The following is a 21,630-nucleotide window of genomic DNA, read 5'->3' on the forward strand; positions in this document are numbered from 1 at the left end:
CCGTAATCTCCGTGACTCGGTTCCGCTACACTACACAAGAGCGAAGTGGGTTGGGTGAACGGGCTGCTTGATCGGTTGATGCAGCCAGACCAAGCAGCCAACGAACTCACCAGCAGGTGCTTAACTTTCTCGTCAACACTCTGGATGAAGAGATCGATATCGAACTCGGCGAGAACGCCGATATCGACTCCGAGGACATCTGGGACGTCCTTGACGTGCCGTCCCAGACGATAGTAGGTGGACTATTTATGACCTTCCCCCGTTGACGAACTGCTATGTACGGAATCCTCACGAGCGACCCAACGCTAGCCCGCGCGGACGTCGGGGAGTTCGTTCATTTCGTCACTGACGATGTGAGCGGTCGACGTGGCACTCCACTCGACGGCGTCGTCAATGCCGTCGCTTGCTGGGGGAACACAGAGATCGTTCGAGACGACCCAGACCGCGCCGCAACCACCACCAAGGGAACACGGGCGACACCCGAGACGGAGGGTCACCACTGGGGAACGATCTGCCCGACAGACCCCGACTATCGCGCTGGACTCCTCGACCGGATTGAGACGGTCGGTGACAACGGGGACGTCAGACTCACCACACCCGGCTTTCCCGGTGGCGGGTTCTGTCGCTGTGTGCGCTGTGAGCGACAGTTCGCAACGAGCGAGTTCGACGACCGTGTCGCGTGGCGGACGGCGACCATCACACGGTTCGTCAGGGAAGCGAAAAATCGGATCACGGGAGACCTTATCGTCACACTGTACCCGGATCCGTATCCCGGCAATCTCCGCGCCCGCGCCGGGATAGACCCACAAGCTCTCGAATCGGTGGCTGACGGCTTTCTCGTCCCGCTCTGTAGTATCAGCTACGAGACGACGTACTGGGTCGAGTCGCTGGCCCGTGGCTTCGCTCACGAACTCGGTGACCTCGACATACCACTCACGTTTCAGCTATCGGCGTCCGAAGCCGGAGTCGACCGTCTCGTTGATGTGACCCATCAGATCGAATCGTACGCCGATGCGGTCGTCTACGGGACCTACGAGGGCGACTTTGAGACTGTTCGAGAGGTCATCCATCGTCGCGGGACGGCTACACCACGGTCTCAGCCCGTTTGAACGTTCCCGAGGTCTCTTCGTCGCGTCACTATTGATCGTCTTCTTCGAAAGCACTGGTCGTCTGATCGGTTCCATTGAATCGCCATAGGAAATAGAATTTTCTGCCTGACCTCAGAGCGTGTTCTGAAACCACTCTTAGTGGGCTGGCTTTCGATGCAGAGAGTCAGTGCTGAATCTTCCTCGATGATTTTGTCTTGGCTTGGATGACTGTGTGTGAAACCACTCAGCAACATCCGGCCAAACGTCCTCATGTGAACTGTTCGAAAACAATAGGCCGATATGTCCGGTAGGGTGTTCGATAGTGCTCACGTTGTCGGTGCCGATGACGGCATTGAATGGCTGTGACGCTTTGGAAGGGATGAGATGATCATCCTCACCGGTAATCTGAAGCACGGGCATATCGATCTCCGTAATATCGACGTGTTCACCGTTGAGATAGAAATCATTCGTGAATAGCTTGTTGTCCTGATATATATCTTCCACTAGTCGGATGTAGGTTTTGCCTGCCACGTCGATACCGTCCGAGAACCATCGCTCCATCCGAAGGAAGTTCTTGACGAACTCTTCGTCGTCCAGATTCTCGTACAGCCGGATGTACTTGCCAACCGTGCTATCGACAGGATCCATCAGCGTAAAAATCACGTAGAGCAGTTCCGACGGCATATTTCCATATATATCGATCACGGTTTCGGGATCGTAGTACGTCTCATCGCTCCACAATTCGAGCAACCCGCCAGTATCGTTGAGATAGAGTGGGCTGGCTATCAGCCCAAGTGCGTTCACCTTCTCGGAGTGGAGTGCAGCGTACATCGCTGCCATCGTCCCGCCCGTACAGTAGCCAAGGAGATTGATCGACTCCTCTCCTGAGCGCTTGCACACCTCGTCGACGCTATTGGCGATGTAGCGGTTGACGTAATCACCGAACGTCAGTCCCGTATCATACCGCGTGGGTTCGTTCCACTTGAGAAGGTACACGTCGTGACCGTCTTCCAATAGATGGCGAATAACGCTCCGAGCAGGTTGTAGATCGAGGATATACGATTTGTTGATAAGTGCAGCGATAACGAGAATCGGCACGTCGTCTTGCTCGTCCGTCTGTGGTTCGTAGTGGTGCAACTCCAGCATGTCCTCAGTACAGACGACCTCACTCGGTGTCTGACCCACCTTAACGGCCGAAACTTCGTCGAGTCGCTCTTTTGTAACCGAGAGCTTGTGGAGCGATTCTGTGAGTGTATCCACTATCTCGCACGAGCGGTTACGCATCGGTACGACTGGGTCGCCCGGTAAATCAGTGATTGTTGACATTGGTGTCTGGATAGTATGAAATGGTTGGCTGAATGTGATTCGCGTTGTTTGTGCTGATTCGGCGTCGATTCATCGCATGTAGCGTCAGTTCGCGAGCGAAGTCAGCTCCTCGACATCGGGAATGTGTTCGCTCGCAGAGGTGATCTGTTTCATGCGCTGTTCGTGTTTGTTGGTTGCGTACTCGGTGAGTTCTGTCGGCGTGACGCCTTCGTCACCGGCGCGCTCGTAGCTTGGAATCGCTGCCTGCACCAACGGCAGGAGGTCGCCGACGGTCTCTTCGATGATGGTTGGCTGTATGCGCTCGGTTTCGACGAGTTCTTTGAGCTTTGCCATCCCGAAGCCGACGTGGCGGCCTTCGTCGCTGCGAATGTAGGTGAGGCCCTCGACGAGTCCCGGCAGGTGGGGAATGTCAGGATAGGTGTCCTCGTCGAACTGGCGCGTGAGTCCGTAGTAGCCGGTCTGGGCGAGGATACCCTCGACGGTCATGTGGTAGTGTGAGTACGCTTTCGCGCGATTTTCAGGGGTATCCTCATCGAGTAGTGCGGCCATTGCGGCCTCGTTGCGCTCGAACAGCTCGTCATATTCGTCAGAGAACCACCGCTCGTCAGCCGGCGAGGAGTGTTCCTGACCACGGTCGTCCTCCGCCGCGTGGATTACTTCGCGCCAGTAGCGGTCGAAGAAGTCCGAGTGTTTGGCTTCCTCGTAGAGTTGGGTCGTGATGAACAGTTGGTCTTCAAAGTCATCGAGCGCGACCGCCAGCGGTGCGAGATCCTCTGCAACGGCATCCTCACCCGCGCCGAACAGCGCGAGCGCGCGCTTCAATCCCTCGAACGCCGCATCGTCGAGGTCGCCGAGTGCCTCGCGGTCGGCATCGAGGTCGATGTCGTGGGGGTCCCAGTGTTTCTCAACGGCGTGGCGGTAGTATCTGAACGTCTGTGCATCAGTATCGATCTGCATCGATGCGTCGGTGGTCGCCATGACAGCTATGAGTAGGTCCCGTCGATGAACGAATGTTGAGCCTAACTCGTTGTGGTGTTTATCAATGGTTCTCGTCGAGAGCGACAGTATGCTGAATGAGTCGGTCCTGCGCGCGGCGAAGCCGTTCGGAGACCGACGGTGCGGACACGCCGAGTTCAGCGCCAATCTCTGCTAGGGAGCCGGTTCGAGGAATCGAGAAATAGCCCGCTTCGTGGGCTACAAGCAGCGTTTCGCGCTGTTTTGGCGTGAGTCCATATTCGTTGTCGGTCTCGGGTGAAGCTTCGAATATCTGGTCGAGTTGAAACGTAATACCGTACGTCTCACAGGCGTCGTGGAACTCGGCGAGCGCCTCACGGTCGGAAAATCGGATACGTGCTCGCCATCCCGTCGGCGTGATCATCGCGTTGATTGGGGCGGTATCCAATCGAACGAACTCAGTATAGATGGCTGGCGGTTGGTCGGATAATTCCACCCGATAGAGACGGCGATTCTCTGTCGTTCCGAGGACACTGTACGTCGCCACCGCTGTATCGTCGAGTGCCGCTTCAAGGGTATCGAATGTCTCACCTTCGGCCCAGAAAACGATCACCGGCCGGCTGCGCTCGGAGGTAAGAATATCATCAATTCTGAGAGTTGAATCCGAAGCAGTAGCGGCAACCGCTGTTAGCGGTAATCGGTCCGAGATCAGATCGAATTCGACAACGAGAGCCATCGGTATTCGAGAGAAGGGACGGTCTCCTCAATAATAATTCGACTTTGAACGTTTATAAGTGGTGTTGAATCACACCGATTTAGAACCTCAAGCGACGAATCTATTCTTCGATTCGTCACCCGGTTGACCACGTTTGTGGCCGGAAAAACGTCACATAGTCGGCGATCACCACCCACGTGATCGCCTCGCTATGGACGGTCATACCCAAACTCTGGGATTTCAAGCTGTCTACACGACGTTCTGAGGATGCCTTATAAATGTGCAGAGCCGAGTAAGATAATCTATCTTTTAACCAGTCTGATCAGGAACCCTCATTTCTGGCCATGCTGACATTCCCCACGGATCACTCTGTTGCCTTTGTTCGAGCCAACTTCGGCGAGATTCTGTATCACGAGGCCAAACAGCCATCGCCGTCACGACTTCCCCTGCTTGAGGAGGCAAATGCCGAGCTGTGTGGCGGTTTTCATCTCAATCAAACACGACTGCATCAAAGGTCAGTCACCCTCACGTGCTCTGATGTGCATGTCATAGATCGACCTTTGTGAGTCCCTGATGTACTTCACACTCCGGTGACTTCAGCGGGATTCTCATGGAGTCACCCGCTGATGTATAAAACAAATTTCATAACACAGGTGCTTTTATAATAATCGTAGGAGAATCGGTGGCCACTGGTGTCACGCAGGTCCGGAAGACTACGGATGCGTGACACCGGGAGTCATCATGACGGCTCCATTGAATCACTAGACGGCGGCGTGATGGGGCGATAGATCGAAGAGTATGAAGCGGGTGAGTAGCGTTTGCAGTGAACCTTACCACCCGCTTCACCGAGGAGTTGGTCTCGCTCGCTAAAAGTTATTCCGACGATGCTGACGAACCTGCCGCGCCGGAAGGCGGCGGCAGGTTCGCCGACTACGCGATCATATCCCTCCACGGGCTGCGGATTTTCCTCGAAGAATCCTACGAGATGATCATCGACCGACTCGAAGTAATGCCACCAATTCTGGAGGTTATTGACCTTGAGGCGGATGATCTTCCTCATCCGTCGACGTTGAATAAGTGGCTTGATAGAATCGTGATGGACGTCTGGCGCGTGCTGCTGCGCCAGTCGGCGCAGCTGCACGACCCATCCCCTCACGTCGCCGTCGATGCAACACACTACGAGCGCTCTCCAGCCAGCAAACACTACTGCGACCGCACGAATTACCGCGTGCAGACCATCGAAACCACGAAACTCGTCGATACAGAGACTCAAGCTATCCTCGACGTTCACTGTACGACGACCAGAGACGGAAGCGATGCAGAGGTATGCGCGCAACTCGCCCGCCGGTACGCGGGCGAGTTGCAGACACTGGCCGCCGACAAGGGATACGACAGTCAGTGGTTACGTGAAACACTCCGCGATCGCGGGATACGACCGCTGGTCAAACACTGCGTGCACGCACCGTACGATCACGCTCACAACGCCAGAATCGACGACGATCTCTACGGGCAGCGTTCGATGACCGAGACAGCGAACTCGTCGGTCAAGCGCTCGTACGGCTCCGCCGTCCGAGCGCGTGAATGGTACCGCGAGTTCCGTGAAGTCGTCCTGATGTGTCTCGTCTACAACATCAAGCGCCTCGTCAAACCGTGAATTCCACCACCTTATAGCGATTCAATGGAGCCAAATATTCCTTAATCATCTTCTCCGTAGGATCCCACTTTCAGTACCTGCTCAACTCGATCTCATCCTTTTTGTGCCGGGCTATTTTGCCGGATAGTAGCTTTTCATTCATTTCGGATTGCGGGATCAGACGCAGAGCTTCTATGGTGTCACCTGGCTCAGAGAATGCGATCAAATCAGCAAAATCCTTCTATTGAAAATGCGGTACGAGAGTACGATCATAGCGTCTGGGCGAGTTTCTTGATGTTGTTGAGCGCGAACAGGAGAACGATCTCACGGAACTGGCGATACCAGAACCGCGAACGCAGGGCGGAGTCCTGCGTTCGCTTGACCGTTGAGTAGGAGGTACTGAAAGTGGGGTCAATAGGCACCCCCCTAATTACAGGGTGCTCTAAGACTGCCACTCAGCTCGATCGAAAGTATATCCGCCGCACTCGGGACACACTTGCGGTTGAAGCCTGAAGCACGCCCCACAGTTCTTGCACTCGTATGGATGGGATTCGTCAGGATCAGCGTCCGTGAATACCGTTTTGACACGATCTAGTGCGCTCATTGTGAACCATCCTTGTACCTGACCATAATATCTCAGGACATGAATGTCTTCTCCCCGCCTGTAACGAGGCGAAATCTACTAACAGAGGAGCGCTCCTATCCGATTGACGCAACCAATCCCGGTTGTACGCTCGGACTCGCCTTGGCGCTCGCGGCGAGTGCCTCGCAGTACCGAAACAATGTCCAGCACGCTCGACCCGGGAGTTCTGGTCGCTTACGTATCTCGACATCGAAATGGCAGTTCTCACCGCCCACGGGCGGAAGTATTACGGTTGTGCGTTTTGGATGCACATACGATGGGCCGTGATAGCGAGCACGCCGGCGGAGCTGGTGGGATGTATCCTCGGAGTGGCGTCCGAGTTGAGTGAGAGCAGTTCCGTGCTACCCACCACCGAAAACCGCACGTCCCGGCGTGCTCGCCACGACAGTCCGCTTCTCCGGCCACCAGTCCTGTCGTAATTATCTCCTCTCACCGACAGTTCCATCTCGATACCATCCTTGAAAATTCTCATAGAGTCAGATCTCCCTCCCCGAAGGGGGCCGTGAGGCACCGCGGTGGGGAGATGCTCACGCTCGTCGATCTCATGTCCAATATCCATCGCTTGCTAATCAGCAGATGAGAATATTCACTACCTGATGCCCGGTTGTATTCTTGAATCATCAAGTAGCTCAAGATTGAATTGCCAGTATAGAATGAGCAGTCCGGTGTAGAAGCCCGCCCACGCATACCATCCGGGCGGTCTCTGTTTGATGAGAGGCTCCGCCGCCCAAAAGACAAACAGCAGCAATGAGAACCCCAACCATTTCAGACGGCATTTTTCTTCGGCCTTGATGTCTGTGATATAATCAACTGCACCGATTATACCGAGCATTCCCCAGCCGAGCCCACGCAGTCGAGGGGATGATCGCTGCTCCTTCTTCGCTTCTCGATAAACGTACAGACCGATAAGCATCCAGAAAAATAGGAACAGCACTCCAGTATTGAGGATTGTTCCACCGGATACGCCCAACCATTCCATGCTTGTCATTAGCCTGCTGTGACATTAAATCCTCTAGGTGTGGTTTGTTTATGTTCGCTGATGAGGGTGAATATCCAACCCCTGTCAGCAGCCACATGGTTGCTGGCAGGCTGTCAGTAGCCCCACCTCATTCAATACAGAATCGCCTTGTCAGCAAGAGCAGTCGTTTCCCGACTAATTTTCACTCCGAATGAGGAGTGTCGTCGCGCCGATCACGCCGGAGCGCCACCCCGTCAGCAATCAAACGGTTGCTCACAGGCGAGATAGTGCCTCTTATCGATGAAGAGGCGTCTCCGCTACTTTCAGGCGCGTTTGACGAGTCGTTTCAGATCGAGGTGACCGGCACCGTGGTAGGTTTCGTCACCGGGTGCGCTGCTTGCGGTTTTCTGGATGAGTGATTCGACCTCCTCGACGCTGGCGTCCGGCCGGAGCGAGCGAACGAGCGCGGCCGCACCTGCGACCTGTGGGGCGGCCATCGAGGTACCCGCTTTCCAGCCGTAGGCGGGGACAGTGTTGCCGTTCTCGTCGGTCTCGTAGATAGTCGAGTAGACGAGGTCTTGTCCCGCTTCGGGAATTTTGTCGAGTGCGTCAAGGTCCGCGTCGCCGCCCGCGGCGCTCACATCGACGGCATTCCCGTAGTTGGTGTAGAACGCCGGGGAATCGGTGGGATCCTCCAGTCGATTGCCTGTGAGCCACTTCGCCTCGTTGTCGCTATGCTTGCCGCCCCAGCCACAGCCGATCGGGCCGGTCGCGGCGACACCGAAGACTCCCTCGGCCTCCGTGGGGATGCTGAGGGTGTTTTCCGGCGACATGTTGAGCGAGTCGTTGCCCGCAGAGTTGACGATGATCGTTCCCTGCGAACGGACGTACTCTGCGACTTGTTCGGCGATGCGGAGCTCTTCTGTCAGGAACGGATACTGGTCGACGTAGACGAACGGTGCGGGGAAGCCGACGCTGTAGTTGATGACGTCACAGTTCGCTTCGGCGGCTTTCACCCACCCAGCGTAGCCGTCGCCTTGTTTCCCTTCCTCGCCCGAGAACATTCGGTAGGAGACGATCTCAGTGTCCGGGGCCGTCCCGAGGACGCCGCCGTCGGGACCGTCATTGCTGTTGGTCGCGGCAATGATACCGGCGACGTGCGTTCCGTGGCTGCCCGCACCGTTGGGCCGCCAGTCGTACTCGTCTTCGGAAACGTTCTCGGAGAGTTCGTCGTTGACGACGCCCGCGAGATCGGGGTGGGCATCGTAGACGCCCGAGTCGACGACGGCAACGCGGGTGCCCGCGCCGGTCGTCGTGTCGTGAATGGACTTGCCGCCACCCGGTTTGTCAGTCAGTTCGTTGCTGACGCCCTGGACGCGCTTGTCCCACTGGAATTCGCTGTTTTTCGGTGCACCGTCGTGGTTGTGGCTCGATCCCTTGCCATCGGTAGTCGGTCCACCGCGGGATTTGACGGCACCAGTACGGTCGTCTCCTCGATCGATAACGCGGTCGGCGACCGTCGTGCCGTTCACCCGCTCTTGATCGCCGCGTGCAACGAGGACGTCGGCCTGCGAGAGGTCGTGAATGATCTCGATGTCATCTGGGACCTCCGACCGGTCGACATCGCGGAGGTTGATGAAAAATCGCGAGTCCGAGGGGGCCGCTGTTGCAGTGCCCGCACCGAGCGTTGCAGCACCGAGTGCTGTGCCCGTCAATCGAAGGAACGACCGCCTGTTGTGTCGTACCATGACAAAGCATATTACTGGTCGAAGCATTATTAAACGTTAGGTTTGTATTTATTGAGGTTATAGTTTCAGATTCTCAAGTTGTATCTAAGCGTATTAGTAGAAATTCTGTCGTGAAGTAAACATGAGCATGAAGCCGTAGAGGTGCATCCCATGTAATCCCAAACCACGGGTTGCGCGTCGAGATCATACCGATCCTGATTTTGCACATCAAATAGCCGAACACACCGACTTCGATGTGCAAAAATAGCAGCACACCCGCCGATTTCGTGTATGTGAATTGATAGTAGTCAGACGAGTGCATGACAGACGGCAGACGGCAGCCGGTTCTCTCACCCGAGCAGAACGGCTTTGCGAGAGCGATGTGCAAAATCAGCCGACACATGAGAATCGAGACCAGTGGGAAGTACGCCTGGCGGATCGACCTCTACGACGACGTTGGCGAGCTGCTCGACGAGAGCACCCGAAGCGGAGCCGTCGATGGCGCGTGCGAGTTCACCCAGCAGATGCTCCCGGCGCTCGCGAAGGCCGTCGAGCATCCGGATATGACCGAAGAGCTCGCCGAGATACTGAGCACGCGCGTCGTCGACGTCGAGTACGAGATCTCGACCGATGTGAGCGTTCGCAAGTAGCCGTCAAGCAGGTTCCATCCACCCCTCCGAGAGTCGATTCCAGCAGCTGGTGTGGAAAGCGTATTCTTCCACGCTGTCGCGGTCGCTGGTCCGTCTATGCTCTGCCTCGACCCGAACGTGGTCGGTGTCTCGCTCGACGTACCCGCCGCAAATGGCACAGTTCACCTTCGTCATTGGACGATCCCGTTTCACTTGATGGGCGGTGGGCGTCAATCTTCGGATGGCGTCGCAAAACTGCTTGATCTCGTTTGCTGTACTGTTTCCTACAATTTCTACTGGCAACTGATAGAACGGTGAATAGCTGGTAGAAGCGGTGAATCTGTCGTTCAACGTGATATTGAGAAACCCTGCTGACCATGGGTTAGAGGACGGAAAGAAATCTAAACGACTTTGCGACGCGACCAATCGTTTGAATGATCTTTCGCACCTAAGTTGATCTACTTTCAATTGTATACGTGGCCAATAAGGAATTTAGAGCGTAGCAACATTGAAAATGTCAGATTGGACCGGTTTGCTATCGACTTGCTCACCGACGCTGCTTCGAAGAGTTTATTCGTTCCACTGGTATACGATGAGGTCCGAAAGAAGTGAGGATTCCGCCCCTGCGGTCCGCCGTCAAGATGGAATCTGACGTTAGCCCTGATAGTTCGGTGACACCCGGTTCGGTCCGCGGTGTCACGAACGCGAACCCGATAGGTGAACACAACCTTGTGTTCCCGCCTAACCCCCCGAGCCTTCGTGCTCGGGACATTCCGGTTGATCCTGCCGGAGGCTATTGCTATCGGGGTCCGATTCAGCCATGCTAGTTGTACGGGTTTAGACCCGTAGCAAATAGCTCCGTAACACGTGGTCAAACTACCCTCTGGACCGGGATACCCTCGGGAAACTGAGGTCAATCCCAGATACTGCTTTCATGTTGGAATACAGAAAGTCGGAAACGGTCCGCCGCCGGAGGACGTGACTGCGGCCGATTAGGTAGACGGTGGGGTAACGGCCCACCGTGCCGATAATCGGTACGGGTTGTGAGAGCAAGAACCCGGAGACGGTATCTGAGACAAGATACCGGGCCCTACGGGGCGCAGCAGGCGCGAAACCTTTACACTGCACGCCAGTGCGATAAGGGGACCCCGAGTGCGAGGGCATACAGTCCTCGCTTTTCGTGACCGTAAGAAGGTCTCAGAATAAGAGCTGGGCAAGACCGGTGCCAGCCGCCGCGGTAATACCGGCAGCTCGAGTGATAGCCACTATTATTGGGCCTAAAGCGTCCGTAGCCGGCCGAACAGGTCCGTCGGGAAATCCACCCGCTCAACGGGTGGACGTCCGGCGGAAACCAGTCGGCTTGGGGCCGGGAGACCAGAGAGGTACGTCCGGGGTAGGAGTGAAATCCTGTAATCCTGGACGGACCACCGGTAGCGAAAGCGTCTCTGGAGAACGGACCCGACGGTGAGGGACGAAAGCTTGGGTCTCGAACCGGATTAGATACCCGGGTAGTCCAAGCTGTAAACGATGCTCGCTAGGTGTGGCGTTGGCTACGAGCCAGCGCTGTGCCGTAGGGAAGCCGAGAAGCGAGCCGCCTGGGAAGTACGTCCGCAAGGATGAAACTTAAAGGAATTGGCGGGGGAGCACTACAACCGGAGGAGCCTGCGGTTTAATTGGACTCAACGCCGGACATCTCACCGGCACCGACAGTGTGCAGTGACAGTCAGTTTGATGAGCTTACTTGAGCCACTGAGAGGAGGTGCATGGCCGCCGTCAGCTCGTACCGTGAGGCGTCCTGTTAAGTCAGGCAACGAGCGAGACCCGCGTCCCTAATTGCCAGCAGCAGCCTTGTGCTGGCTGGGTACATTAGGGAGACTGCCGTCGCTAAGACGGAGGAAGGAACGGGCAACGGTAGGTCAGTATGCCCCGAATGTGCCGGGCGACACGCGGGCTACAATGGCCGAGACAGTGGGACGCTACCCCGAGAGGGGACGCTAATCTCCTAACCTCGGTCGTAGTTCGGATTGCGGGTTGAAACCCACCCGCATGAAGCTGGATTCGGTAGTAATCGCATTTCAGAAGAGTGCGGTGAATACGTCCCTGCTCCTTGCACACACCGCCCGTCAAATCACCCGAGTGAGGTCCGGATGAGGCCGGCGCAACGCCGGTCGAATCTGGGCTTCGCAAGGGGGATTAAGTCGTAACAAGGTAGCCGTAGGGGAATCTGCGGCTGGATCACCTCCTACAGACCGGGATCGGGCCGACGGCCCGACCCATTTGCAACTGTGTTCGCGTTCGTGACTCGCGGTGCCGACCGGGCACCTACGAACTATCAGGGCTGACAGCAAACACGAACCTTGCTTGGTGTCTCGTATAGGCGAGTGTTCCAAGGGAGACAGGCCCATAGCTCAGTGGGAGAGTACCTCTTTTGCATGGAGGATGTCTTGGGTTCGAATCCCAGTGGGTCTATCCGTCGACTCGTATAAATCGAATCTCTTAAGTAGGGATTGGTGATATATTCGAGTCCGACCAAATCGATGCACCACTCCGTGTAAGCGTGAGTGGGAAGGGTTGAGACGTACCTCGTGACACTCGGGTACGTCCGTGAGACTGTGTGTACGTGCGATCCAGGCGTCCACTGGACCCGTTCAGCGGGTTCATGGATTCTGATTAGAAGACCGTGGCTACTATGCCAACTGGTGAATAGCTCGGCTCGAGTGCCGATGAAGGACGTGCCAAGCTGCGATAAGCTCAGGGGAGCCGCACGGAGGCGAAGAACCTGAGATTTCCGAATGGGAATCCCCACCGCAATTGCTTCGCGCAATGGGGAACGCCGGGAACTGAAACATCTCAGTACCGGCAGGAAGAGAAACCGAATGGGATGTCGTTACTAACGGCGAGTGAACGCGACACAGTCCAAACCGAAGCTTACGGGGCTCTGCCCCACGAGCAATGTGGTGTTCGGACTGACTCTCAGCACCGGATCGTCTGTGTGAAGTCTCCTGGAACGGAGCGTGAGACAGGGTGAAAACCCCGTAACACAGACCAGTACGGTGTGCGTCAGCTCCAGAGTATCGGGGGTTGGATATCCCTCGTGAATATGGCCGGCATCGACGGCCAAGACTAAACACATCTCGAGACCGATAGTGAACAAGTAGCGTGAGCGAACGCTGAAAAGCACCCCACAAAGGGAGGTGCAATAGGGCTTGAACTCAGTTGGCGATCGAGCGACGGGGCATAAAAGGCGTCTTAGTGAACGACCCGGGGGCGACCCCGCAGTAGCAACCGAGACGAGCCGATGTTCCGTCGTGCGTTTTGAAAAACGAGCCAGGGAGTGTGTCTGCTTGACGAGTCTAACCCGAGCATCGGGGAAGGCACAGGGAAACCGACATGGCCGCAGTGCGTCCTACGTACGAGGGCCGCCGTGTTCAAGCGCGGGGAGTCGAGCGGACACGACCCGAATCCGGACGATCTACACGATGGCAAGGTGAAGCGTGGCGAAAGCTGCGTGGAGGCCTGTTAGGGATGGTGTCCTACAATACCCTCCCGTGACCAGTGTGTAGGGGTGAAAGGCCCATCGAGTCCGGCAACAGCTGGTTCCGACCGAAACATGTCGAAGCATGACCTCCGCCGAGGTAGTTCGTGGGGTAGAGCGACCGATTGGAGGGACCGACTCCGAGAGGAGTCGGCCCTCCTGTCGAACTCCGAACCTACGAACGCCGTCGACGCGGGGAGAGCGGTGTGCGGGGTAAGCCTGTGCACCATGAGGGAGACAACCCAGAGCTTGGTTGAGGTCCCCAAGTGTGGACTAAGTGCGATCGAAGGTGGTTCCGAGCCATAGACAGCCGGGAGGTGAGCTTAGAAGCAGCTATCCGCTAAGAAAAGCGTAACAGCTTACCGGCCGAGGTTTGGAGCGCCGAAAATGATCGGGGCTCAAGTCCACCACCGAGACCTAGCGGCGCACTGTATAGTGCGATCCAGTAGGTCGGCGCTCCGTTTGGGTGGAAGTACGGGCGAGAGTTCGTATGGACCGAACGGTGACGATAATCCTGGCCACAGTAGCAGCGGTAGTCGGGTTAGAATCCCGACGGCCTCACGGACAAGGGTTCCTCGGCAATGTTCGTCAACCGAGGGTTAGCCGGTCCTCAGTCCTACCGCAGTTCGAGTAGGACGAATCGGGAAACTGGTTAATATTCCAGTGCCCGCGTGCAATCATGCCGACGCCTCGGGGTCGACCGAGCCGGGCACTCGCCCGGTCGAATCACCAAAACTCGTGGAAGCCGTAACGGCACGAAGCGGGTGAACGATGAGATAGAGAAATTCGGTCCAACCTGGGGCCCGTGAAAAGGCGCACGCGGTCCGTACCCAGATCCGACACAGGTGTCCGTGGCGGCGAAAGCCAAGGCCTGTCGGGGACAACCGACGTTAGGGAATTCGGCAAGTTAGTCCCGTACGTTCGCAATAAGGGATGCCTGCCTCGGAATGAGGCAGGTCGCAGCGACTCGGACGCTCCAACTGTCTAATAACAACACAGGTGACCGCAAATCCGCAAGGACTCGTACGGTCACTGAATCCTGCCCAGTGCGGGTATCTGAACACCCGGTACAACGGGACGAAGGACCCGTCAACGGCGGGGGTAACTATGACCCTCTTAAGGTAGCGTAGTACCTTGCCGCTTCAGTAGCGGCTCGCATGAATGGATGAATGAGAGCGTCACTGTCCCAACGTTGGGCCCGGTGAACTGTACGTTCCAGTGCGGAGTCTGGAGACCCCCAAGGGGAAGCGAAGACCCTATAGAGCTTTACTGCAAGCTGTCGCTGGGACACGGTCGCTAGTGTGCAGGATAGGTAGGAGTCATTACGCAGGCACCCGCGCTAGCGGGCCGCCGAGACACCACTGAAATACTACCCACTAGTGACTGTGACCCTTACTCCGGGAGGAGGACACCGGTAGCTGGGCAGTTTGACTGGGGCGGTACGGGCTTGAAAAGATATCGAGCCCGCCCGAAGATCACCTCATCCGGGTCGGAGACCCGGAATAGAGCGCAAGAGCAAAAGGTGGTCTGACAGTGTTCTCTCCAACACGAGAACGCTGACGCGAAAGCGCGGTCTAGCGAACGGATGAGCCTGCTTGATGCGGGCCATTTACGACAGAAAAGCTACCTTAGGGATAACAGAGTCGTCACCCGCAAGAGCACATATCGACCGGGTGGCTTGCTACCTCGATGTCGGTTCCCTCCATCCTGCCCGTGCAGCAGCGGGCAAGGGTGAGGTTGTTCGCCTATTAAAGGAGGTCGTGAGCTGGGTTTAGACCGTCGTGAGACAGGTCGGCTGCTATCTATTGGGGGTGTCATGGTACCTGACGGGAACGATCGTATAGTACGAGAGGAACTACGATTGGTCGCCACTGGTGTACCGGTTGTCCGAGAGGGCACGTGCCGGGCAGCCACGCGACACGGGGTAAGAGCTGAACGCATCTAAGCTCGAAACCCACCCGGAAAAGAGGTACCGCCGAGGTCACTCGTAGAAGACGAGTTCGATAGACTCGGGGTGTACGCGCCGAGGCAACGAGGCGTTCAGCCCGCGAGCACTAACAGACCGAGCCACATCAGTCATATCGCATTGGAATCCGTCCTGCTGGACGGGTCCAGGCGCTAACTGGATCGCACGTCATACATTAGATACCCGAACGCATCGGCCCACCGATCGTCGGCGTTACGCGGTTCGATTCCGCGGATCGGCATTAAGGCGGCCACAGCGGCGGGGCGACTCCCGTACCCATCCCGAACACGGCAGATAAGCCCGCCAGCGTTCCAGCGAGTACTGGAGTGTGCGAACCTCTGGGAAAACTGCCTCGCAAGAGGGGCCAAGTGTGAGCCCAGGAGCGCAATCGGTAGTACACGCAGGGTCCGTCCCGGTGGAACCCGAGACCGCTCCGTTACAACGGCTCATAACTAGTGGTTCGCCGCCTCCCATTCATACTTTGAGCTACCCCTTTCGGTAGCTCATTCATCATCACTCGCGGAGTGGCAACGCTTGCACTCTGATATGTGGTCACTATTGAAGCAAACATTCCATGTTTCGCCGAATTGATCTAATTTTCGTCGACAATAAGATCATCCGTTCATCGGTGCGTCTTAGTGTGAGATTAACCACTACTGCTGGATCGGACGATCGCTAATAGCTATCAGAGACTGTGTCCTCGACTGAGAACTGGTGGTCTAATTCAGTTTACACAACTGTGTTTTCGGCTGACTCAGGTCGAAGGAGTATAGGAGTGACATTTTTATTATTTTCCGGCGTCATTTGAGAAATCTGTCGGCTGGGATATGTCCTCCTGTTCCGGAGTGAGCGAGACGAACTCCAAACCTTCGCTGGTGAGTAGTTGCTTGGCGCGCTCAGTCACCGAAGGGGCGACCAAGATGCCTCGAACGGATTTGCCCGGGCGATTTCGCTCGAGTGCTTCGACGTAGCGATTGAGTTGGCCGACTGCATCGGGGCCGACGCGGCGGCGTTTGAGTTCGACCGCGATGGGAGTGCCATCGGCGTCTTGTCCATAGATGTCGATCGGTCCGGCAGACGTCTCGCGTTCGGTTGCCATCGCATTGAAGCCAGTTTCGAGGATATCGGGATCGGCGAGAATACGCTGGCGGAGGTCTTCTTCGCTGCCTTCGAGTGCGAACTCCGACATGTCGTCTAATTCGAGACGTGAAGCCTGTGCAACTGTTTGGAACGTGATTTCGAGTTCTTCGTGAGGCGAACTGCGGACACTCTCGACGATGAGGTGGTCGTCGTTGAGACGAGCGCTGTGTGTCGAACCGGGCGGCTGCCAGTTGACAGGCTTGCGCTGCTTGTTGCGGTGGACCAACAGTGTGCCATCGGGTTTGAGAATCACCAACCGCTCACCGGACGCGAGATGACTCGATGCGCGTCCGTCATAGTCGACTTCACACTTACCGACGATCGTGAGCATTTCGCCGTGCTTGAGGCCCGTGTCGACGAGGTAGTGAGCATCTTTGAGCGTTGGATCGGTGAGCGTCGAGACAGGCATACTGGCTGTTTGGCCTCGATCAAGCCATAGCGACTCGTTTGACTTTACCCTTACCGGTTGGATGGCCTATCCTACTGCTGTACCCTATTCAGCGCAGTACTTGCAAGGGGGAGTTAGTGAATCCAGTGCTCACGACAGCGATTTGAACTGGGTAGGGATCCCCGTAAACAGACAGACCTCCATTTATATACTATAAATATTCTATCATTCACAATCGGAGATTGTAATCGAGTAGGATCAACGTCAGAAACGACGGGACGTTGGGTTACAGATGTGTTGTTTAGCCAAAAAGACCGAGATCTGTGAGTTTGGAGATGATCACCTCTGTCGCCGCTTCCGCGTCTGCAGGTATTTTCCCGCCCGTGATGACTGTCTTGCCCGATCCAAAGAGTAACATGACGACATCAGGTTCGTCAAGTCGGTAGACGAGTCCGGGGAACTGCTCGGGTTCGTATTCGACATCCTCGAGGCCGAGACCGATCGCAATCGCATTCAGATTCAGACTTTCACCGAGATCACCGCTCGTCACGACGTTCTGGACCTCAATGTCAGGATTGTCACTCACGTCGATTCCAAGGTCGGAGAGTGTTCCAAAGACGATCTCAAGAGCTTCGTGAACGGCTGGAACAGACTCCGCACCTGTACAGACGATCTTTCCCGACCGGAAGATCAGTGCTGCGGCATCTGGGTCTTGTACCCGATAGACTATGCCAGGAAACTTGTCGCGGTCAAAATCTGCCCCTTCGAGATCCATTGCGACCGATTCCAGATTGAGTTCCTGGCCCACAGCTGTTGAAGCGACCACATTTTGGATTTCAAGCGTCTCCTTCGGGTCAGTGATTTCCTCGTGGTCGCTCATAGATGGGTCACACCCGGTCCAATGGAGAGCGGTCATAAAAGCGATTCCAGGACGCCGAAGTATGTCCAGTCCGCAAAATCGGGATTGAATGAAAATATTTTGAGGGGGAATGTCCATATCTCGATGCCGAGGCCTCCGACGGTCGCGTTGATCAGGTGCCCACGAACACGACTGATTGAAGAAAGCAGACGTGGACTATGCGGCAGCAGGTTCGTCAGTGTGGTCCCGTTCAGATTTGAGTGAAACGGAGAAGTCGAAGACGATTTGGTCATAGGCGACGATCGGTCGCTTTGCGTTCCCCTCTTCGACGAACTCGACGATACCGTGGGCAGCGAGTTTTCGGAGCTGGTCGTGGACGTTTTTCTTGTCTCGGTCGACCAACCGCGCTGCTTCGCGGATGCTCGCTGGTTCGTGGACATTCAGCGCACGCAAGAGCGCGAGCGTCGAGTCGGTAAACACCGCTGTCGCGGTGTCCACGTCCGGGAACGAAAGCGTCGGATGATCTGTTCCGTCTTCATCGCTCTGCTCGTCGGACTCGACGGTGACACGCAGCGTTCGTGCCCATTCGTCGGGCACGGAGTCGGGATGCGTCCCAGCGTGCTCCTTGCTCTTCTGTTCGCGTCCGTTCTCGGTGTCGTTCTCAGTCATATATTGTAGTCCTCCGGTGATGGTCCGAACGGCTCGATTCCTGTTTCCCGAAAGAAGCGGTCGTACACCGCAGCCACTGATTCTGGAAACTCGTACTCAGCGTCGAGATCTCCGCCGACGTGGCGATGATCAGTACCTCACAAAGCGGGTTAGGTGAACGGGCTGCTTGGTGGATTGATGGAGGCCAACCAAGCAGCCAGTGAACTCACAGAGGACCAGGTGCTTAACTTTCTCGTCAACACGCTCAACGAGGAGATCGATATCGGACTCGGCGAGAACGCCGATATCGACTCCAAGGACATCTGGGACGTCCTCGTCGGCGCAACAGCCGACGAGGACTCGGTCAGTCACCTCTGTGAGATTTCAGAGGACTCACCCCACGGCAATACGATTCTCCATCACCTCCGGACGAAGTTCGAGCTCGCAGAGCTCGAACGAGTCGGCAAGACGCTCATCCAACAGGATACCCTCGAACTCCTTCCGGATCGGCCGGTGGAGGTCGTCGCCGACCTCCACCTCCGTCCGTACTACGGCGAGGAGTACGACTCCAAGGAAGAACTCTACGAGTCACTCGCCAAAGCTGGAACGACCACGTTCCACGGCTATGCCACACTCTACGCCCGCGTACGCAACAAACGCTACACGCTGGCGGTGCGCCGTCTCACCGACGGCGACACCGCCAGCTCGATCCTCGCGGAACTGCTCGGCGTGCTCAACGGCCTTAACCTTGAAGTCAAGGCCGTCTACCTCGATCGGGAATTCTACGATACGTACTGTCTGACGCTGCTCGCTGCCCACAACTACGCTTTCGTCATGCCGATCGTGAAGTGGGGCGAGAAGATTCAGACCGAACTGAGTGAAGGCTGGAGCCGCGTGATCGACCACGACCTCCGAGGGGAAATCGACGGTCACACGTGGACCGTCGATTTCCCGGTCTACATCGACTGTACGTACCAACAAGGAAAGTACGACGAGGAAGGTGTGGCGCGTCACGGCTACGCCGTTGACGCGCCGTTCATCGACACACCGCGTCAGGCTCGGAAGTACTACAGCCGACGCTTCGGGATCGAATCGACCTACCGGTTGTCCGAACGAAGTATTGCGATGACGACGACACAGAATCCGGCGGTGAGGTTTCTGTACGTGCTGATCAGCTACCTCCTCCAGAATGCGTGGCGGTATCTCCACTGGGAGTACGTGGCGTCGCCGCGCCGAGGCGCGCGACGCCTCTGGCCGTGGCGATTCGATGAATTCCTCGGAATGGTGCGGAGAGCAGCGGAGACGGCGCTCGCGGTGCGTCGCGCCGTCCCCGCAAACAAGCCACCGGACGACCGCTTCGAGCGGTAATCCACCGACCGGGAACGCCTACTCAGCGAGTGGCAACACCGTTGCGTCGGCGGCGTTCCGCCGCCGACTGCGACAGGTTTGATGCTCTCGGTGTCGAACAACCCTCCTCAGCAGTTACTCGGCACCGATTTCTCCACCGAATTCACACTCAGAAGCAGTCAACCGACGAGCTTTGTGAGGTACTGATGATGGGTTCCGTCGCCGTGGTCGTTGTCGTAGCGTAGCATCGTACCTGTTTCGGGCCGATAGGCCACTCGACATCGTCGGGTGGATTGGCTGGATTGGCGATCCCGTAGTGGAGTGCGTAACATGCGCCCGGCGGGTATCGTCCGATAGCGGCGGGGTAGATGAACTTGTATCGGACGAGGATGCCCGCCCGCACCATCTTCTGCTTCTCATAGACCACCTCGGGACTCTCATCATCGGCCATCCTCTACCGTCGGTACGAACACCAACGCCTTAAATTCGTGGGTGCGGACACCAACGAATCTGATCAATGGCTGGGATGAATGGTATGATCGGATATCGCCAAGCTCGCTGTCATACCAGAGGCCATCATTAGGGCGTAGCGACGACGAGGACGTACGGTTCGGCTCGTCCCTTCCGAGCCACCCGTTCGACCGTTGTGACGGTGAAGCCCGCCCGAGAGATGTGCTCGGGCCAGTATTCTTCAGGAGTTGCGGTCGTATCCTCGGGAACGATCGGGAGTTCGAGCACGCCGAGCGTTCCCTGCGGTGCACAGACGCGATGCGCCTCGCGGAGTGCCGGATCGACCTCCGCCGCAGGAAGGTCGTGGAGCACCCGACAGGCGGTCACTACGTCCTGCGAATCGGTCGCCACGGGAAGCCGAGATGCGCCGCCGACGATGGGCACGATGTCGACGTCGGCTGCACGGCCGTTGCGCCGCGCGAGTGCTGGACCGTTTCCGAGGATGATGCGGTCGTCGAACACGTCGAGGCCCAGCATCGTACACGAGTCGGGAACGCTCGGAGCGAGACCGACGAGCGACCGCCCGGTTCCGCACCCAATGTCGAGCGCGCGGTCGGCCTGTGCGAACGGGAGCGCGGACGCAAGCGCGGCGTATGGCTCCCGGTTGAGAGCCCACGGAGGTGGGGACAGCAGCCGTCGCGCCGCTGTCGCTCCACGAACCGCACCACCGATCATCGCCGCCATGGCGACCAGACGGACCCATCTTGATTCACTCGTTCGTCGGCATATCTCGGCCGGGAGGATCACAGCGAGTGCGGTCAGGATGGTACGCAGCCGTCGCCGCCAGTGATACAGCCCGAAGTTGTACATTGGTTCTCCGTGCCGTGCGACTGGCCGGGAGACCTCTTCAGTATCCTGGTATCGCTGGGCAGGGTTCTGTCATCTGGCCGCTGGTCATTCAAGTGATTCTGGTGACAAGATGAAGATACGAGAGACGTTCGCGCCCGATTCTGTTCACTGCTGATTGCTCAACTTGGAAGCATAGCCGTGAGTCGCTATTCGAACGTTGCGAGAACGCGGATGTCAGAATCGTCGTCGCGCTCGCGCTGCGTGTGTGCGCCGTGATCGCGGAGGAACGCTTCGACGCGGTCGGCGAGTTCGGCTGCTTGCTCTCGATCGATATGATCGATAAGAGTCGAGCGTTCCCGGTCGCTGTTGTCGATGACGAGCGAGAGCTCGTTGAATTCCTCGGAGTGTCGGTAGTCGCTGAATTGCTCGGCAACGAGATCAGCGAGATCGGCGAGTGAGTGATCAGACGGTGAGCGAGTCACAATTCAGTCGGAGGTTGGCCGTGCTGGAGTATTACAGCTGTCGGCTGAGAAAGCGGATGATTTCGGCGGTTCCGGCCTAACCAGAGCGTACTACTGGCTGCTGAAGCCATTTTCCAATCGAAAGGATACAGGTCGCAATTTGACATCGTACGGCTGCTTGTGCTGAGGATCTCCTTTTCAATCTCTGTTTATTGGAACGAAATTACATGCACAAGTATTATTATGTTTTGGTAAGATTTGCCAGTGTGCCAATACCAAATCCGGCTGTTTTGGCTCTCGCACCACCATTAGTC

The 21,630-nt window shown here is 56.8% G+C and carries 16 protein-coding genes, 1 tRNA gene, 3 rRNA genes and 1 pseudogene; 9 read left to right on the forward strand and 12 right to left on the reverse strand.

What is annotated here, in order from left to right; translation table 11 throughout:
• The first annotated feature begins 116 nt into the window (after positions 1-116).
• Together MUK72_RS18890 and MUK72_RS18895 are read left to right on the forward strand one after the other, a co-directional pair.
• The gene (locus MUK72_RS18890; RefSeq protein WP_004052553.1) at positions 117-266 is read left to right on the forward strand and encodes a hypothetical protein; all 150 of its coding nucleotides are present in this window, start codon (positions 117-119) and stop codon (positions 264-266) included.
• 9 nt (positions 267-275) lie between these two features.
• On the forward strand, positions 276-1,109 hold the full coding sequence (locus MUK72_RS18895; protein WP_004052552.1) for a type 2 periplasmic-binding domain-containing protein: 834 nt from the start codon (positions 276-278) through the stop codon (positions 1,107-1,109).
• A 135-nt stretch (positions 1,110-1,244) separates the two neighbouring features.
• Here the strand turns inward: MUK72_RS18895 and MUK72_RS18900 are convergent, their stop codons facing one another.
• The 3 genes from MUK72_RS18900 to MUK72_RS18910 all read right to left on the reverse strand — a co-directional run bounded on the left by MUK72_RS18900 (position 1,245) and on the right by MUK72_RS18910 (position 4,104).
• Positions 1,245-2,372, reverse strand: a complete 1,128-nt coding sequence (locus MUK72_RS18900; RefSeq protein WP_004052550.1) for a PHA/PHB synthase family protein — start codon at positions 2,370-2,372, stop codon at positions 1,245-1,247.
• Positions 2,373-2,498: 126 nt separating this feature from the next.
• The gene (locus MUK72_RS18905; RefSeq protein ID WP_244707191.1) at positions 2,499-3,392 is read right to left on the reverse strand and encodes a ribonucleotide-diphosphate reductase subunit beta; all 894 of its coding nucleotides are present in this window, start codon (positions 3,390-3,392) and stop codon (positions 2,499-2,501) included.
• Positions 3,393-3,453: 61 nt separating this feature from the next.
• On the reverse strand, positions 3,454-4,104 hold the full coding sequence (locus MUK72_RS18910; protein WP_049916087.1) for a helix-turn-helix domain-containing protein: 651 nt from the start codon (positions 4,102-4,104) through the stop codon (positions 3,454-3,456).
• Positions 4,105-4,906: 802 nt separating this feature from the next.
• Here MUK72_RS18910 and MUK72_RS18915 point away from each other — a divergent pair.
• A complete protein-coding gene (locus MUK72_RS18915; protein ID WP_244707193.1) occupies positions 4,907-5,737 on the forward strand; it encodes an IS5 family transposase in 831 nt (276 codons plus the stop codon).
• A 248-nt stretch (positions 5,738-5,985) separates the two neighbouring features.
• Here the strand turns inward: MUK72_RS18915 and MUK72_RS20355 are convergent.
• The 3 genes and pseudogenes from MUK72_RS20355 to MUK72_RS18925 all read right to left on the reverse strand — a co-directional run.
• Positions 5,986-6,114, reverse strand: a pseudogene (locus tag MUK72_RS20355) (IS5/IS1182 family transposase); the annotation flags it as partial.
• An 834-nt stretch (positions 6,115-6,948) separates the two neighbouring features.
• Positions 6,949-7,338, reverse strand: a complete 390-nt coding sequence (locus MUK72_RS18920) for a hypothetical protein (RefSeq protein WP_244707195.1) — start codon at positions 7,336-7,338, stop codon at positions 6,949-6,951.
• Positions 7,339-7,640: 302 nt separating this feature from the next.
• Positions 7,641-9,065: a S8 family peptidase gene (locus MUK72_RS18925; protein ID WP_244707197.1), complete on the reverse strand. Its 1,425-nt coding sequence runs from the start codon at positions 9,063-9,065 to the stop codon at positions 7,641-7,643.
• A 380-nt stretch (positions 9,066-9,445) separates the two neighbouring features.
• Here MUK72_RS18925 and MUK72_RS18930 point away from each other — a divergent pair, with 380 nt between their 5' ends.
• The 5 genes from MUK72_RS18930 (at position 9,446) to rrf (ending at position 15,535) form a co-directional block, all read left to right on the forward strand.
• Positions 9,446-9,694, forward strand: coding sequence for a DUF7692 domain-containing protein (locus tag MUK72_RS18930; protein ID WP_244707199.1), 249 nt, complete (start codon positions 9,446-9,448; stop codon positions 9,692-9,694).
• 749 nt (positions 9,695-10,443) lie between these two features.
• Positions 10,444-11,917: ribosomal RNA gene (locus MUK72_RS18935) — 16S ribosomal RNA — on the forward strand.
• A 153-nt stretch (positions 11,918-12,070) separates the two neighbouring features.
• Positions 12,071-12,142: transfer RNA gene (locus MUK72_RS18940), tRNA-Ala, on the forward strand.
• A gap of 206 nt (positions 12,143-12,348) precedes the next feature.
• Positions 12,349-15,284: ribosomal RNA gene (locus MUK72_RS18945) — 23S ribosomal RNA — on the forward strand.
• Between the two features lie 132 nt (positions 15,285-15,416).
• Positions 15,417-15,535 (forward strand): 5S ribosomal RNA (gene rrf / locus MUK72_RS18950).
• Together the 16S, 23S and 5S rRNA genes with 1 tRNA gene alongside form the textbook arrangement of a ribosomal RNA operon.
• A gap of 426 nt (positions 15,536-15,961) precedes the next feature.
• Here the strand turns inward: rrf and nucS are convergent.
• The 3 genes from nucS to MUK72_RS18965 form a co-directional block, all read right to left on the reverse strand.
• The gene (nucS, locus tag MUK72_RS18955; protein WP_244707201.1) at positions 15,962-16,723 is read right to left on the reverse strand and encodes an endonuclease NucS; all 762 of its coding nucleotides are present in this window, start codon (positions 16,721-16,723) and stop codon (positions 15,962-15,964) included.
• 280 nt (positions 16,724-17,003) lie between these two features.
• Positions 17,004-17,564 (reverse strand): TATA-box-binding protein, encoded by a 561-nt coding sequence (locus tag MUK72_RS18960; RefSeq protein ID WP_244706464.1) that lies wholly within the window; start codon positions 17,562-17,564, stop codon positions 17,004-17,006.
• A 213-nt stretch (positions 17,565-17,777) separates the two neighbouring features.
• Complete coding sequence (locus MUK72_RS18965) at positions 17,778-18,230, reverse strand: HVO_A0114 family putative DNA-binding protein (RefSeq protein ID WP_244706706.1); 453 nt, start codon at positions 18,228-18,230, stop codon at positions 17,778-17,780.
• Between the two features lie 177 nt (positions 18,231-18,407).
• On the opposite strand from MUK72_RS18965, the gene MUK72_RS18970 reads away from it, so the two are divergent.
• Entirely contained in the window at positions 18,408-19,577 is a 1,170-nt protein-coding gene (locus MUK72_RS18970) for an ISH3 family transposase (RefSeq protein ID WP_244698896.1), read from the forward strand.
• Between the two features lie 148 nt (positions 19,578-19,725).
• Here MUK72_RS18970 and MUK72_RS18975 read toward each other — a convergent pair whose 3' ends face one another.
• From MUK72_RS18975 to MUK72_RS18985, 3 genes are all read right to left on the reverse strand, one after another.
• The gene (locus tag MUK72_RS18975) at positions 19,726-20,007 is read right to left on the reverse strand and encodes a hypothetical protein (protein ID WP_244706708.1); all 282 of its coding nucleotides are present in this window, start codon (positions 20,005-20,007) and stop codon (positions 19,726-19,728) included.
• Between the two features lie 128 nt (positions 20,008-20,135).
• Positions 20,136-20,876 carry a class I SAM-dependent methyltransferase gene (locus MUK72_RS18980; protein ID WP_244706710.1) on the reverse strand — a complete coding sequence of 247 codons (741 nt, stop codon included), beginning with the start codon at positions 20,874-20,876 and terminating at the stop codon, positions 20,136-20,138.
• Positions 20,877-21,061: 185 nt separating this feature from the next.
• Positions 21,062-21,337, reverse strand: coding sequence for a hypothetical protein (locus tag MUK72_RS18985; RefSeq protein WP_244706712.1), 276 nt, complete (start codon positions 21,335-21,337; stop codon positions 21,062-21,064).
• Positions 21,338-21,630: the final 293 nt, after the last annotated feature.

Origin of the sequence: Halococcus dombrowskii, assembly GCF_022870485.1 — an archaeon.
Taxonomy (GTDB): domain Archaea; phylum Halobacteriota; class Halobacteria; order Halobacteriales; family Halococcaceae; genus Halococcus; species Halococcus morrhuae.

Excerpts from the sequence above, each read along its gene's own strand:
- MUK72_RS18965 (WP_244706706.1), bottom strand. The coding sequence starts at position 18,230 with ATGACTGAGAACGACACCGAGAACGGACGCGAACAGAAGAGCAAGGAG.
- MUK72_RS18980 (WP_244706710.1), bottom strand. The coding sequence starts at position 20,876 with ATGTACAACTTCGGGCTGTATCACTGGCGGCGACGGCTGCGTACCATC.
- MUK72_RS18925 (WP_244707197.1), bottom strand. The coding sequence starts at position 9,065 with ATGGTACGACACAACAGGCGGTCGTTCCTTCGATTGACGGGCACAGCA.
- MUK72_RS18895 (WP_004052552.1), top strand. The coding sequence starts at position 276 with ATGTACGGAATCCTCACGAGCGACCCAACGCTAGCCCGCGCGGACGTC.
- MUK72_RS18970 (WP_244698896.1), top strand. The coding sequence starts at position 18,408 with ATGGAGGCCAACCAAGCAGCCAGTGAACTCACAGAGGACCAGGTGCTT.
- nucS (WP_244707201.1), bottom strand. The coding sequence starts at position 16,723 with ATGCCTGTCTCGACGCTCACCGATCCAACGCTCAAAGATGCTCACTAC.
- MUK72_RS18975 (WP_244706708.1), bottom strand. The coding sequence starts at position 20,007 with ATGGCCGATGATGAGAGTCCCGAGGTGGTCTATGAGAAGCAGAAGATG.
- MUK72_RS18905 (WP_244707191.1), bottom strand. The coding sequence starts at position 3,392 with ATGGCGACCACCGACGCATCGATGCAGATCGATACTGATGCACAGACG.
- MUK72_RS18930 (WP_244707199.1), top strand. The coding sequence starts at position 9,446 with ATGAGAATCGAGACCAGTGGGAAGTACGCCTGGCGGATCGACCTCTAC.
- MUK72_RS18920 (WP_244707195.1), bottom strand. The coding sequence starts at position 7,338 with ATGGAATGGTTGGGCGTATCCGGTGGAACAATCCTCAATACTGGAGTG.
- MUK72_RS18910 (WP_049916087.1), bottom strand. The coding sequence starts at position 4,104 with ATGGCTCTCGTTGTCGAATTCGATCTGATCTCGGACCGATTACCGCTA.
- MUK72_RS18900 (WP_004052550.1), bottom strand. The coding sequence starts at position 2,372 with ATGCGTAACCGCTCGTGCGAGATAGTGGATACACTCACAGAATCGCTC.